Origin of the sequence: Streptomyces sp. NPDC018947, assembly GCF_044390505.1 — a bacterium.
Lineage (GTDB): Bacteria > Actinomycetota > Actinomycetes > Streptomycetales > Streptomycetaceae > Streptomyces.
Window position 1 is genome coordinate 22,105 of record NZ_JBIRZD010000002.1, and the last position, 13,165, is coordinate 35,269.

Consider the following 13,165-nt stretch of genomic DNA (forward strand, 5'->3'; position numbering starts at 1 on the left):
GGGCCAGCGCTCGTACCGGTCGCCCGGCCGATGGTCCCCGGGCACAGAGCGAACGGCGCGGCCAGCACCCCATCGGCCCCGAACCCGAGGCCGCCCAGGAGGCCTCACGCCTCGCGGGCGCGGTCACGGCAGCCGAGACCGCCCGCTACCCCGAACCCCTGGCACCCGCCACGGCCGCCCGCCTCGCCGAGCGCGCGCCCGTGCGGCCGCACGAGGTCGCGGAACGGGCCGACAAGCCGGCCGCCGACCACGACCCGGTCCTGCTCGAGGGAGCGGGCGGGCTGCTCGTCCGCTTCGACCAGGACGGCGGCACCCTCGCGGACGTCGCCGCCCTGCTGGACGCACCGGTGCTCGTGGGGACGTCGGCGGGGCTGGGCACGCTGAACACGACCGAGCTGACGGCGCGCGAACTCGCGGCGCGGGGCCTGGAGCTGACGGGCATAGTGATCGGCAGCCGGCCCACACCCCCGGCCTCGCCACACGGTGCAACGTCACCGACCTCCCGGTCGTCACCGGCGCACCCCTGTTCGGAGCGACCCCCCGGCGCGCCGGCGCGCTGGCCCCTCCGGCGTTCCGCGCACAGGCGTCCGGCCGGCTCGGGCCCGCGCTGTGCGGCACCTGGGACTCCGTCGCCTTCACCGCTCGGCGCCGCCCCCGCGCCGACATGGACCGACCGGGCGCGGGGCGGGCGGCCGCCGGGTTCAGGCCGAGGCGGCCGGAGTCGTGAGCCGCACGCGGTTGGCCATGACCGGAAGGGCCTGCCTGGCCTGCTCGAGCGCGGCGAGGTCCAGGTCCTCGACCAGCAGTCCGGGTTCCTGGTCGAGGGCCCCGACGAGGGCGCCGTCGGGAGCGACCAGACGGCTGTGTCCCACGCCGAGGGGGCCGGGCCCCGAGGGGTTGCCGACGCTCGCGGGGTCGGCCTGCCCGCAGGCGGCGACGAAGCAGGTGGTGTCCAGAGCACGCGCGGTCGTCAGGAGCCGCCAGGCCTCGGCCTTGCCCGGCCCGTCGCCCCAGGACGCGGAGACGACCACGACCTGCGCACCGGCCTCGGCGAGCGCGACGAACTGCTCGGGGAAGCGCACGTCGTAGCAGGTGGCGAAGCCGAACCGCACTCCCCCAATGTCGCGCAGGAGCAGGTCGGTGCCAGCCTGCACGGTGTCGGACTCGCGGTAGCCGAAGGCGTCGTACAGGTGGATCTTGTCGTAGCCGTCGGTGGTGGCTCCGTCGGTGACCAGCAGGGTGTTGCGCGTGCGCCCGTCGGGGGCCGGTGTGAACGTCCCGGCCACGATCGTCACCCCGTGGGCGGCGGCGAGGGACGCGACCTGCCGGGCCCAGGGGCCGTCCAGCGGCTCGGCCGCGTCGGCGACCGGACCGGAGAAGGCGCACATGGCGGCCTCGGGGAAGACGACGACGTCGGCTCCCCGGCCGGCTGCCCGGGCGGTCAGGTCGGTGAGGGTCCGCAGGTTCTCCTGCGGGTCGGTGGTGCTGAGCATCTGGGCCAGGGCGATACGCACGGGTCCTCCTGTGACGAGGGACGACGATGGACGGCGATGAGCGTCCGTGGACGGTGGTCCGGTCCCTCCGACGCCCGTGTGCTCCCGGCCGCGGGGGCGCTCTACTGGGCGAGGAGGGTGACCAGGGTGGTGTTCAGGTGCCGGTCGATGGCGGCCGTCGCGGCTTCGGCGTCCCCCTTCTCGAGGGCCTGCACGATGAGGGTGTGCTCGGCGCATACCTCCTGCCAGCGTGAGTCGCGTTCCTGGACCGCCAGGAGTCCGGCGCGCGTCTGGCGGTCGCGCAGGCTCGTGTAGGTGCGGGTGGCCAGGCGGTTGCCGGCGAGAGCGACCAAAGCCTGGTGGAATCCCCGGTCGGCGGCGATGAACTCTCGGGCGTTCTGCGGGGTGTGCGGGGTCGTGTCGGCGAGCTCCTGCTGGTGGGCCAGGTGCTGACGGAGTTCGGTGAGGTCGGCTCCGGGGAGGGAGGCGATCTTCTGTGCGGCGTGCTTTTCGAGCACGCCGCGGATTTCGAAGAGTTCGGTGAGTTCACGTGAGGTCATGGCGGGGACGAACACGCCCCGTTTGGGCATGAGCCGCACGAGGTCCTCGGAGGCGAGGATGACCAGGGCCTCGCGGACCGGGGTCCGCGAGACGCCGACGGTGTCGGCGATGGCCTGCTCGCTGAGAAAGGTGTCCTGGACGTCGGGGTCCGTCAGGACGTTCTCGCGCAGGTGCGCGAGAACCTTGTCCCGTGTGGAGAGGGCCTGTCCGGCCCGGGTGTCCGCAGTGTCCGCCTGGTTCATGTGCGCATCGTATGCAATCTGTGGACATCCGGCCGACGGGGCTGCCCGGAGAGCCCGGGAGCCCCCTCGTGGCACGGTCAGAAGGTCCAGGGCATCGGGTCGTGCCCGAAGCCGAAGAACTCTCCGAAGTGTCCGGTGTCGAAGGCCAGGGCGGGTCCCTGACGGTCCCAGGCACCGGTGACCTCCCCGAAGATGACCCGGTGGTCACCGACCGTGATGGCCTGGTGGACGGTGCATTCCGCCTGGGCCAGGGAGTCCTTGATCAGGTGGATCCCGTTCTCGGTCACGTCGAAGTGGCCGCCGGCGAAGTGGTCCTGGCCGGGGCGTGAGAAGACCCGGGCCACCTGCTCCTGGCGGGCGGACAGGATCGAGACGCCGAAGGTGCCGCAGGATTCGATGGCGTCGCCGGTACGGGATCCGTGGTTCAGGGAGACCATGAGGATCGGCGGTTCCAGGCTGATGGACGTCAGGGAGTTGACAGTCATGCCCTGCGGGGTGTCGCCCTCCAGGGTGGTGACGACGGCGACGCCGGTGACGAAGTGCCCCATGGTGCGGCGCATCGCCAGTTTGTCGGGGGCCCGCAGGCGTTGGGTCAGCGCGGTCACGCGTCCTCCTTGCGCATGTAGCGCACCTCGAACATGCGGGCGCCGGTCTCGGACTTCCAGGGGCCGTGCTTCATCCCGGGCGGGCGCACCGCGTAGCAGGGGGCGGTGAAGGTCCGGCCGAGTTCGAGGTCGGTGAAGGAGCCCTCGAAGATGAACACCTCTTCCCAGGAGTCGTGCACCTGCACGCCGTTGGCGGAGGTGTCGGTGCCCGGTTCGAACTTGAGGATGCGGGTGACGACGTCGTGTTCGGGGTCCTCGGCCAGGATGGCCATGGTCAGTCCGGGGACGTTTCCGGGGGCAGGGACGTAGGTGACGTTCTCGATGCCGGTGAACTCGATCTCGGGCTTCATGCGGAGACCTCCTGGGTGGCGGTGTGGGCGGGGGTGGTGGCGTGCGGGCTGGGGACGGAGGCGAGGAAGGCGTCCAGCTCCGGCAGCAGGGACTCGTAGCCGAAGTTGTTGAAGGCGTACACGCCCTTCACGAGGAACGGGGCGCCGGCGTAGAACATCTCGTACTGCTGGTGGCGGCCGCCGAACTCGGTGCCGATGACGTCCCAGGCGAGCTTGAAGAGCTTGACGCGTTCGGTGGTCTCCACGCCCGGGGACTTGACGTAGTGGGTGAGGTCGCCGCGGGTCAGGTCGCTCTCGAGGTCGCGCACGGTGGCGGGCAGTTGCAGGACGCCCCCGCCGACCAGGTCGCGCAGGATCGCGATGACGCGCGGGTACATCTCGGACTGCAGGCCCATGGAGCCGTACAGGGCGCGGGCGCCGGGGACCATCAGGCCGGCCTCGTCGGGCTCGGCGGTGTACTCGGCGGCCAGGACGGCGGACTCGACCAAGGACACGAGGGAGGCGATCTCACCGAGCTTCTCGCGCACGCTCGGGATGCGGTCGGTGCCGTTGACCTGGGTGACGCGCCGGGCGACGGAGGCGATGAACTTCAGCTTGGCGGTGAAACGGATCTGGGCCTGCCAGTTGCCCAGGGCGTGGGCGCCCGTGTCGAAGAACTGCCTGCGCACGGTGTCGGTGTCGCGGCACGCGAACACGCGCTCCCAGGGGATGAAGACGTCGTCGAAGACCACCAGGGCGTCGGGCTCGTCGAAGCGGGTGGTCAGCGGGTAGTCGAACTCGCTGGAGGCCTGCGGGGCGTAGGGGCGGCGATGGTAGAGCTTGAGGCCTTCGGCGGCGGCCGGCACGGCGAAGCTGACGGCGAAGTCGATGTCGTCCGGGCCGAGCGGCTTGATACAGGACACGAAGATCTCGTCGGCGATGGCCGCGCCGGTGGCCAGCATCTGTGAGCCGCGCACGACGATGCCGTCCTCGCGCTCTTCGACGACGCCGACCTGGAGGAACTCCTCGCCCCACCCGGAGGCGTCGGTGGCCCGGGAGTACTGCGGCGGGATGATCGCGTAGGCGAGGTAGAGGTTCTCGTCCTGTACGCGCTTGACGTAGTCCCGCACGTTCTGCGAGAAGTCACGCGTCTCGGTGGTGAACACCTCGGGGTGGGCGCCGAACGCGGCCATGTAGGTGCCCACGTGGTCGGGGCTGCGTCCGATCCAGCCGTGGGAGACCTCGGCCCATGTCTCGATGGCCCGGCGGCGCTCGACGAGGTCCTCACGGCTGCAGGGGGCCGTGAAGACCTTGTTGACGGTGGTGCCGTCCGCGCGGGTGGTCTGCATGCCGCGCTCGGGGCCGGCCGCCACGTCGAACATGGTGGCCACGGTGCGGGCCACTCCGGCGAAGGCTGGGTGCTCGGCGACGTTGTCGACGGCCTGACCGTCCAGGTAGACCTGGCGGCCGTCGTTGAGACTGGACAGGTACTCGGCTCCGGTGCGCATCAGGGGTCTCCTCAGTTCGTCTTGTACTCGTGGCGGATGGTGGTGCCCTCTGCTGTGGTCAGCTCGATGACCCAGGAGGTGGCGAACAGGAACCGGCCGGTCAGCAGCGGCACCGTGCCGCCGATGACCACGACGTCCTCGTCGTCCGTGATCAGGCCGCGCTCGGTCATGCGGGCGAACAGGTCGGACGGGTGGAGCAGTTCGGCGAGCCTGCCGTCCTGGTACGGGGCTCCGTCGGCGGTGCTGGTGACGGCGCAGCCGTCCCAGTCGAAGGTGTCCGGGTCGAACGGGACGACGGTCGCGCCGACCGGCTTGGGACAGGCCCGCTTCGAGGTCAGGATGTCGGTCTTCTCGATCTCGCGGTCGGTGTGGTCGGAGGCCACCCCCAGGTAGAAGCGGCCGCCTTGGCGCACGATCAGCGGCTCGACCTCTCCGGAGGAGTCCGGGGACGCGGGAGCCTGGGAGGCGGTGGTCAGGAGGCCGGGCGGCATGGGGTAGAACATCGGCACCTCCGGCGGCGGTGCGACGCCGATGGCCGCGAGCTCGTCGATGTGCGCCTTGACTCCGGCCTGGTCGCGGCCGGCGTACCCGGCCACCACCACGGTGGCGTTCTCCAGCGGGACGGGGACGCCGTCGGGTGTGGTGAGGGTGACGGCGTCGGTGGTCGTCGTCACTGACGACTCCTTCCGGGGGGTCGGTGCCTGGGTTCAGATGGCGGTTTCAGTGCGTGGCCGGGTTGGCGCGGAGGCCGTCGTGGCGCGGCGTCCGCACGGTGAGGTCAGGTGATCGCGGGCGGCGCGGACCTCCGTCTCCTCGTCGCCGAGCGCGAGGGCCGCGGCGATCGCGCGCCGGTGCCGCAGGGAGCGGCACAGGCCGGTGAAGACGTGGTTGCCGCCTGCGGAGACGATCGCGGCGGAGGCTGCTTTGGGCGGTGGCCCAGGCCTCGATCACACCGCGCGCCTCGAACAGGGCCTCGACGTCGCCGCGGCTCATGGACGGGACGCGCACTCCGCGCCGTGGGACCGACGCACCATCCGGTCCCCCTCCAGAGGGGTCAGTGCCTCGCACGCGGGGTGCGGGACACCTGTGCCGCCTCGGCCGCCCGGGCCTCGGTCAGGAACATGTCCTCGTCCGACGGCAGCGCGACGATCCTGCGCCGCCTCCAGTCGTAGGCGATGTCGGCGGCGGCGCCCCGGGCCCGTGGGCCCCATCGGTGAGCCGACGGGTTCCGTCACGCTTCCCGGCCACGTCCGCACCTGCCATTTCCGTGTCGTCGGAGATCGAGCAAGGTCCCCGGCCGAAGCCGGTATGCCGACTGTAGACGAACTGTATACAAGTTGTCGACAGGGGATTTCGTTGTTCTCGTCGACGAGGGGCGGAAGGCGGCCGTACAGGCCGGAACGGCGTCGCCACCTGGGGCGACGGGCTGACATGCCCTTCGTGGACCGCGTGGGCGGAGTCGACCGTGTACGCGCGCAGCGCCTCCTTCACGGTCACCGCCTCGTGCGGGGCGATCGGCAGACCGGAGGCGGTCCGCCGAGTGACCATGCCGTGGATGCTCAGCAGCGGATCGGGGGCGACGACGGGCGCGTCGCAGGAGCTCCGGTCGGGACCCAGAGCCCTCGGGAACCGGCGGGGGCCCGCTCGCCCGGAGCTCCGACGGCCGGGCCCGTCGCGGCGGCCGGGCCGCCGCGGTCGGGGCCCGGCCGGATCAGGCCCGGTGCACCACCGTCCCGCCGGTCATCGTCAGCGTCACGGGGGCTTCGGCCAGTTCGTCCGCCGGTGCGGTGACGGGGTCGACGGCGAACGCCGTGAGGTCCGCCCGGCAGCCCGGCGCGATACGCCCGGCGACATCCTCTTCGCCGACCGCACGCGCCGCGTGCGAGGTGCAGCCTTCCAGTGCCATCAGGCCGGTGAGCGCCTGTTCGGCCCGCACCGGCTCGACGTCCGGCCGTCCGGGCAGACGGCGCAGGCGGGCGGTGGCCAGTACCTCGCGCGGGTCGTAGTGCGCGATGGGCCAGTCCGAGCCGAGGACCAGGGTCGCGCCCGCGTCCCGCAGGTCACGGCAGCGCCAGGCTCGGCCGGCCCGTTCCTCCCCGAGGCGCGTCGACCACTCGTCGCGGTGGTCGGCGCGGGTGTAGGCGAGGTGCGTGGGCTGCATGGAGGCCGCCACGCCGAGCCGCGCGAAGCGCGGGAGTTGGCTGTCCGGCACGGTCTCGATGTGCTCGATCCGGTGCAGGGCGCGCTGCCGGTCGTCGTCGAGGAGTTCCACGGTGTCGAGGACATGGCGTACGGCCGCGTCCCCGATGGCGTGGGTGACCGTGCGCACTCCGGCACGGGCGAGGTGGTGGACCGCCCTCGTGTAGGCCGCGGGGTCCGGCCAGAACGCCTCGGTGCCCTGACCGTGGCAGTCGGCGTGCTCGAGCCACGCCGTGCCGCCCTCGACGGTGCCGTCCATGAAGAACTTGACGCCGCCGACCCGCCAGCGCCGGCCGTGGGAGCGCTGCGTCTCGATGAGGTGGTCGAGGCCCTCCTCGTCGGTTCCGGGCATGCACCAGGGGGCGATCCGCAGCCTCACGGGCAGCTCGCCGTCCTCCTCGATGCCGGCCAGGACGCCGAGGGCGTCGGGTTCCTGGAGGTCCATGACGTGGGCGCCCGTGAGGCCGGTCGCCGCCATGTCGCGCAGCAGGGCGAGGAGGCGTCCGCGGCGCGCGGCCGTGCTCTCGCGCGGCAGGACGGGATCCATCAGGCTCATCGCGGCGAACTCCACGAGGTGCCCGGTGGGCCGCCCGTCCGGGTCGCAGACGACCTGCGCCCGTTGCGCGAAGCGGCGCGGTCCGTCGATGCCCGCCGCGGTCAGCGCGGGGCCGCTGGCCAGGGCGGAGTGGCCGTCGTAGAGCCGTATGAGGGCCGGCACACCGCCGAGGGCCGGGTCGATCAGGTCGTGGTGGACCGGGTGGCCGCCGAAGACGTTGTGGTCGAGGCTGTGGGCCAGGACCCAGTCGCCAGGTCCAGTGGTACGGGCCCGGGTGGCCAGGGCGGCCCGCAGTTCGTCCAGGTCCCGGCAGCGGGAGAGGTCGAGTCCGGTGGACATGGTCACGCCCAAGTACGGGTGGCTGTGGCCATCGACCAGGCCGGGCGTGAGGGTGGCGCCGGCCAGGTCGACGACCTCGGTGTCCGCGCCCCGCCAGCCGCGGACGTCATCGTCGTCCCCGACGGCGACGATGCGGCCGTCTTTGACCGCGACCGCGCGGGCGTACGGCCGGTCGGCATCGAGGGTGCGGACGCGGGCGCCGGTCAGGACGGTGTCGGCGACGGCGGGGCGGGAGGTGGCGGGGTGTGTCACTGGTGTCGTTCCTTGCGGTGGATGTGTGTCGGTGCGGGCCGGCGCCCGGGCGGGCTGACGGAGGTCAGCGGACGGCCTCGTCGTCGGGCTCGTCGGCGAAGTGGGCGTACACCTCGGGGCGGCTGCGGCGGATGCGCAGCGCGATGAGGACGCCGAGGAGGAAGGCGCCGGGGACCAGCAGCACGAGGACGGTGTTGGTGGTGGCCGAGGCCCCGGTCATCAGGTCGATCTTGCTGATGACCAGCCACATCGCGCCGGCCATCAGGACGGCGGCGGCCGGCGGTGCGATCAGGGTCCGCCAGCGGCCCTCCTCGTGCCGGACGCGCCGGAAGTGGCGGAAGACGGCCACGGCGGTGACCGCCTGGAGGCCCAGCAGCCCGATCGCGCCGGGGGTGTTCACCCACAGCAGGAGTTGCCGGTACGGGTCGGCACCGGCCACCGCGAACGCGGTGACGACCACCAGGGCGAGGATGCTCTGCGCGATGCTCGCCACGTACGGTGACCGGTGCCTGGGGTGGACCTTGCCGAGGGCCTTGGGCAGGACACCCTCCTGGGCGAGGGAGAGCCCGTAGCGGTTGATCGCGTTGTGGAAGGCCAGTTGCGAGGCGATGATGCTGGTGACGATGAAGACGTGCATGAGGCCGGTCGCCCAGCCGCCGACGTAGTGCGTGGTCGCGGTGAAGAACAGGCCCGTCGGATCGGTGGTGACGGCCTTCATGATCTGCGAACCACCGAAGGCCTGGATGACGATCCAGACGCAGAACGCGTAGAAGAGGCCGAGGAACGCGACGGCGACGTAGGTGGCCCGGGGAATGGTGCGTCCGGGGTCGCGCGCCTCGCGGCGGTAGATCGCGGTGGACTCGAAGCCGGTGAAGGCGGCGAACGCGAAGGTGAGCACCGCGCCGGTGCCGGGCACGAGGACGTTGTGCGGTGCGAAGGAGTCCAGGGCGAGGCCCTCGGCGCCGCCGTCGAGGAGGACGCCGCCCGCGAGCAGGGCGAGGATGCCGGTCTCCGCGATCAGCAGGGCGCCGAGGACCTTCGCGCCGAACTCGATGCTGCGGTGGCCGAGTGACCAGATCACGAAGACGCCCGCGACGGCGATCGCCGGCCAGGGCACGTGGACGCCCCACAGCGCCTCCAGCGTGTCCTGGGTGCCGGTGGCGAGCAGGCCGTACACGCCGATCTGCATGGCGTTGTACGCGAGGAGCGCGAGGGTGGCGGCTCCGAAACCGGCGGGCCGGCCCAGCCCCCGGGTGATGAAGGCGTAGAAGCCGCCGCCGTGGCGGACGTGCCGGGTCATCGCGGTGAACCCGACCGCGAACAGGGCGAGCGTGGCGCCGGCGATCAGGTACCCGACGGGAGCGCCGACACCGCCGATGCCGATGGCCAGCGGTGCCACACCGGCCATGACGGTCAGGGGCGCGGCGGCGGAGACCACGAAGAACGCGATGTCGGCGACGCCGAGACCGGCCCGGCGCAGCCCCGGTGACTCGTTCTCGCTCACTGTGCTTGCGCCCTGGGACGGGGCGGCTTCCGGTGCTCCCTGGCGGGAGCCGGACTCAACGGCCATGACGCTCGGCCCTTCTTCGACGGAGGATCGGGGGGCCGCGGCCCTGAGCGTCCGGCGGGTGGGGGGCGGGGCCGCGTAAACCTAAATCGTTTCGGTTTAGGCAATGTAGACGGCCGCCGTACGATTCGGGAAGACCTCACGTCAGGAGAGAAATATGGGGCGGCCGCGCAAGGCTCTGCTCGACCGCGGGCGCATCGGCCGGACGGCGCTCGAACTCGTCGACGAGACAGGGGACTTCACCGTCCCCGAGATCGCGCGCAGACTGGGTGTGCAGACCGCCTCCGTGTACCACCATGTGGACGGCCGGGCCGGGGTGATCGAACTGCTCCGGGAGCGGGTCGTCGACGACCTCGACTCCTCGACGCTCGACGAACGCCCCTGGGACGTCGCACTGGAGGCGTGGGCCCGCTCCTACCGCGCCGCCTTCGCGGCCCACCCCCGGGCGATCTCCATGCTGATGACCGCGCCGGTGCGGGCGCCCCGGGTGATCGAGCAGTACGAGCGGGTGGCCGGCCTACTGCTGGACGCGGGCTTCGCACCGCGGACCGTGATGCCGGTCATCACCGGCCTGGACAACATCGTCCTCGGCTCGGCCCTGGACATGTCCGCCCCCGAGGTGATGTGGGTGGCGGAGGAGGACGGCTCCCCACGACTCGCCCGGGCCCTGGCCGCCACGGGACCGTCCCGCGCCGATCACGCCTTCGAGCTGACTCTCGCGGGGTTCCTGGCCCACTGCCGGAGCCTGCCGGCGGACAACCGGTCCGCAAAGGCCGCCCCGGACGACGGGACGTCCGCGGCGCCGTCCGAGCGGGGCGTCAGGCGTCCGGCTCGCTGACCGCCCGCCGCAGCAGGTCCAGCAGTTGATCCCGTTCGCCGGGTGAGAACCGGGCGAGCATCCGCTCGCTCACCGCGACGACCGCGGGCGCGAGCCGGGCGGCGAGCTCCCTGCCGTCCCCGGTGATGCGGACCAGCTTGCGCCGGCGGTCACCCTCGTCCCGGGTGATCTCCAACAGGCCCCGGCGGCGCAGCCGTTCGAGCAGCGGGGCGGCCGTCGACTTGTCCAGGCGCGCCATTGCCCCGAGGGTGCCCTGATCCATGTCCCCGTACGCGTCCAGCAGGCTCAGCACGGTGAACTGCGGCCCGGTGACGTCCTGGTGCACCTGCTCGTACCAGAGCCGGTTGTGCACCTGGTTCAACTGGCGGGCCAGCGGGCCGAGTCCGCCGAGCGCTTCCACCGGAGTGCGGCGGGCCGCGTTCTCCTGCGCCACCGTCCCCCCTCCCTCCGATTGATTCAGGACGTGTACGTACTATACCGTCCACACATAGGACGTGTACGGAATAACTGTGTGTAGCGATCCATCACCGAGGAGGTCGGCGGAGTGAGACTCGTCGTCGCCATGACCGGAGCGACCGGCGCGCCCATCGGGGTACGCCTGCTCGAGGCACTGAGGGAACTCGACGTCGAGACCCATCTCGTCGTCAGCCGCTGGGCACGGGCCACGCTCGCCCAGGAGACCCCGTACTCGCTGCGCGACGTGCGGGCGCTGGCCTCCGTGTACCACAGCCCGGACGACCAGGGGGCGTCGATCTCCAGCGGCTCCTTCCGGGCCGACGGCATGATAGTGGCGCCGTGCAGCATGAAGACGCTGGCCGCCGTCCGCACCGGGTACGGCGAGGGACTCGTCGGCCGCGCCGCGGACGTGATGCTCAAGGAGCGGCGCCGACTGGTCCTGGTGGCCCGTGAGACGCCGCTGTCCGCCGTGCACCTCGAGAACATGCTCGAACTGACCCGCATGGGCGCGATCGTGATGCCGCCCGTTCCCGCGTTCTACAACCGGCCCTCGGACATCGCCGACGTCGTCGAGCACATCGTCGCGCGGGTCCTCGACCAGTTCGGCCTGGACCTGCCCACCGCCCGGCGCTGGCAGGGCATGGGAAACGACCCGCGTCCGGCCGAAGACCACCCCTCGCCCACAGGAAAGGCCCAGTCATGACCCAGCACGGCAGCTCGCTCAACTTCCGGGACTTCGTCGCGGAGCTGCTCGCCACCGGCGACGCGGTCGACGTCCGCGCACCGGTCAGTCCCACGCTGGAGGCCGGGGCCATCACCCGGCGGGTCTACGACACCAAGGCACCCGCCCCCCTGTTCGGCAACCTGACCGAGGGCGACCCGGGATGCCGGATCCTCGGTGCCCCGGCCGGACTGAGCGGTGTCCCGGGCGAGACCTACGGACGGCTCGCCGCCCACTTCGGACTCCCGCGCGGCACCACGCCGCCCGAGCTGCTGGACAAGCTCATCGCCGCCATGGACGCCGATCCCGTACCGCCCCGGGTGGTGCCGACCGGCCCCTGCAAGGAGAACGTCCTCACCGGCGACGAGGTCGACCTGCGGCGCTTCCCGGTGCCCTTGCTGCACGAACAGGACGGAGGCCGGTACTTCGGGACCTACGGCTTCCACGTGGTGCGCACACCGGACGCGCGCTGGACGAGCTGGTCCGTCAGCCGCACCATGCTGCACGGCCGGAGCACCCTGGTCGGCCCGGCCATGCCGCAGCAGCACCTCGGCATGATCCACCGGATGTGGGCCGAACGGGGCGAGCGCACCCCCTGGGCGATGGTCCTCGGCGCCCCGCCGGCCGCCCTGGCCGCGGCCGGCATGCCGCTGCCGGCGGAGGTCGACGAGGCCGGCTACGTCGGCGCCCTGGCCGGCAGCCCCGTCGACGTGGTCCGCACGGAGACCAACGACCTGTACGTCCCCGCCAACTCCGAGATCGTGCTGGAAGGCTGGATCAGCGCCGATGAGACCGCCCCCGAGGGACCGATGGGCGAGTACCACGGGTACGCCTTCGCGGAGAGCAAGCCGCAGCCCGTGTTCCACGTCGAGGCCGTGACGTTCCGTGACCGGCCCGTCCTGCCCATCTGCGTGGCCGGACTGCCCCCGGAGGAGAACCACACCGTCTGGGGCACCATGATCTCGGCCACCGGTCTCGGCCTCCTGCGCTCCAGCGGTCTCCCCGTCTCGCTGGCCTGGTGCTCCTACGAGGCCGCGACGTGCTGGATGGTCGTCTCCGTCGACATCCGGCGGCTGGCGGAGACGGGCATGACGGAACGTCAGCTCGCCGACGCCGTCGCCGAGGTGCTCTTCGGCTCGCACACCGGGTGGCTGGTGCCGAAGGTCCTGCTGGTGGCGGACGACATCGACATCACCGACCTCGACCAGGTGGTGTGGGCGATGGCCACCCGCAGTCATCCCGCCACGAGCCACTACCTCTACCCCGAGGCGCCCGGCATCCCGATGGTCCCCTACCTCACGGCGGACGAGGTGCGTACCGGCCGCGGCGGGAAGACCGTCGTCAGCTGCCTGCTGCCGGAACAGTTCCACGGCGAGACCAGAGGCATCACCGCCTCGTTCCACAACTCCTACCCCGAGGACGTGCGCCGGCGGGTCGTCGAGAACTGGGCCGACTACGGGTTCGGGGCGACGGATCCGCGACCGCGCTGAGACACGTCC

Annotated in this window: 12 protein-coding genes and 1 pseudogene; 4 read left to right on the forward strand and 9 right to left on the reverse strand. The window is 72.0% G+C overall.

All coding sequences use genetic code 11. The features are described from left to right. Positions 1–80: 80 nt before the first annotated feature. Positions 81–727: pseudogene (gene bioD, locus ACH499_RS04825) on the forward strand (ATP-dependent dethiobiotin synthetase BioD); the annotation flags it as partial. Here the strand turns inward: bioD and ACH499_RS04830 are convergent. The 8 genes from ACH499_RS04830 to ACH499_RS04865 all read right to left on the reverse strand — a co-directional run bounded on the left by ACH499_RS04830 (position 702) and on the right by ACH499_RS04865 (position 9,654). Then, positions 702–1,514: a carbon-nitrogen hydrolase family protein gene (locus ACH499_RS04830; protein WP_356198225.1), complete on the reverse strand. Its 813-nt coding sequence runs from the start codon at positions 1,512–1,514 to the stop codon at positions 702–704. The pseudogene bioD and the gene ACH499_RS04830 sit on opposite strands and share 26 nt — an antisense overlap. A gap of 101 nt (positions 1,515–1,615) precedes the next feature. Beyond that, entirely contained in the window at positions 1,616–2,296 is a 681-nt protein-coding gene (locus ACH499_RS04835; RefSeq protein WP_356198226.1) for a GntR family transcriptional regulator, read from the reverse strand. A 77-nt stretch (positions 2,297–2,373) separates the two neighbouring features. Beyond that, positions 2,374–2,901 carry a flavin reductase family protein gene (locus ACH499_RS04840; protein ID WP_399013834.1) on the reverse strand — a complete coding sequence of 176 codons (528 nt, stop codon included), beginning with the start codon at positions 2,899–2,901 and terminating at the stop codon, positions 2,374–2,376. Continuing rightward, the gene (locus ACH499_RS04845; RefSeq protein WP_356198229.1) at positions 2,898–3,251 is read right to left on the reverse strand and encodes a cupin domain-containing protein; all 354 of its coding nucleotides are present in this window, start codon (positions 3,249–3,251) and stop codon (positions 2,898–2,900) included. The genes ACH499_RS04840 and ACH499_RS04845 overlap by 4 nt, the downstream gene beginning before the upstream one ends. Beyond that, positions 3,248–4,738 (reverse strand): 4-hydroxyphenylacetate 3-hydroxylase family protein, encoded by a 1,491-nt coding sequence (locus ACH499_RS04850; RefSeq protein WP_399013835.1) that lies wholly within the window; start codon positions 4,736–4,738, stop codon positions 3,248–3,250. The genes ACH499_RS04845 and ACH499_RS04850 overlap by 4 nt, the downstream gene beginning before the upstream one ends. An 11-nt stretch (positions 4,739–4,749) precedes the next feature. After that, positions 4,750–5,412, reverse strand: a complete 663-nt coding sequence (locus tag ACH499_RS04855) for a DUF2848 family protein (RefSeq protein WP_399013836.1) — start codon at positions 5,410–5,412, stop codon at positions 4,750–4,752. 1,037 nt (positions 5,413–6,449) lie between these two features. Further along, on the reverse strand, positions 6,450–8,084 hold the full coding sequence (locus ACH499_RS04860) for an amidohydrolase (protein WP_399013837.1): 1,635 nt from the start codon (positions 8,082–8,084) through the stop codon (positions 6,450–6,452). Between the two features lie 64 nt (positions 8,085–8,148). Next, positions 8,149–9,654 carry an APC family permease gene (locus ACH499_RS04865; protein WP_399013838.1) on the reverse strand — a complete coding sequence of 502 codons (1,506 nt, stop codon included), beginning with the start codon at positions 9,652–9,654 and terminating at the stop codon, positions 8,149–8,151. 154 nt (positions 9,655–9,808) lie between these two features. Between ACH499_RS04865 and ACH499_RS04870 the strand changes: the two genes are divergently transcribed. Next, on the forward strand, positions 9,809–10,489 hold the full coding sequence (locus ACH499_RS04870; protein ID WP_356198237.1) for a TetR/AcrR family transcriptional regulator C-terminal domain-containing protein: 681 nt from the start codon (positions 9,809–9,811) through the stop codon (positions 10,487–10,489). Here ACH499_RS04870 and ACH499_RS04875 read toward each other — a convergent pair. Further along, positions 10,470–10,922 carry a MarR family winged helix-turn-helix transcriptional regulator gene (locus tag ACH499_RS04875; protein ID WP_399013839.1) on the reverse strand — a complete coding sequence of 151 codons (453 nt, stop codon included), beginning with the start codon at positions 10,920–10,922 and terminating at the stop codon, positions 10,470–10,472. The two genes, ACH499_RS04870 and ACH499_RS04875, sit on opposite strands and share 20 nt — an antisense overlap. A 111-nt stretch (positions 10,923–11,033) precedes the next feature. Between ACH499_RS04875 and ACH499_RS04880 the strand changes: the two genes are divergently transcribed. Beyond that, positions 11,034–11,648: a non-oxidative hydroxyarylic acid decarboxylases subunit B gene (locus ACH499_RS04880; protein WP_356198239.1), complete on the forward strand. Its 615-nt coding sequence runs from the start codon at positions 11,034–11,036 to the stop codon at positions 11,646–11,648. Further along, a complete protein-coding gene (locus ACH499_RS04885) occupies positions 11,645–13,156 on the forward strand; it encodes a UbiD family decarboxylase (RefSeq protein ID WP_399013841.1) in 1,512 nt (503 codons plus the stop codon). Before ACH499_RS04880 ends, ACH499_RS04885 begins: the two co-directional genes overlap by 4 nt. Positions 13,157–13,165 lie beyond the last annotated feature (9 nt).

Bases quoted from the DNA above. Each gene is read 5' to 3' on its own strand.
- ACH499_RS04835 (WP_356198226.1), bottom strand. From the start codon at position 2,296: ATGAACCAGGCGGACACTGCGGACACCCGGGCCGGACAGGCCCTCTCC.
- ACH499_RS04845 (WP_356198229.1), bottom strand. From the start codon at position 3,251: ATGAAGCCCGAGATCGAGTTCACCGGCATCGAGAACGTCACCTACGTC.
- ACH499_RS04850 (WP_399013835.1), bottom strand. From the start codon at position 4,738: ATGCGCACCGGAGCCGAGTACCTGTCCAGTCTCAACGACGGCCGCCAG.
- ACH499_RS04865 (WP_399013838.1), bottom strand. From the start codon at position 9,654: ATGGCCGTTGAGTCCGGCTCCCGCCAGGGAGCACCGGAAGCCGCCCCG.
- ACH499_RS04870 (WP_356198237.1), top strand. From the start codon at position 9,809: ATGGGGCGGCCGCGCAAGGCTCTGCTCGACCGCGGGCGCATCGGCCGG.
- ACH499_RS04885 (WP_399013841.1), top strand. From the start codon at position 11,645: ATGACCCAGCACGGCAGCTCGCTCAACTTCCGGGACTTCGTCGCGGAG.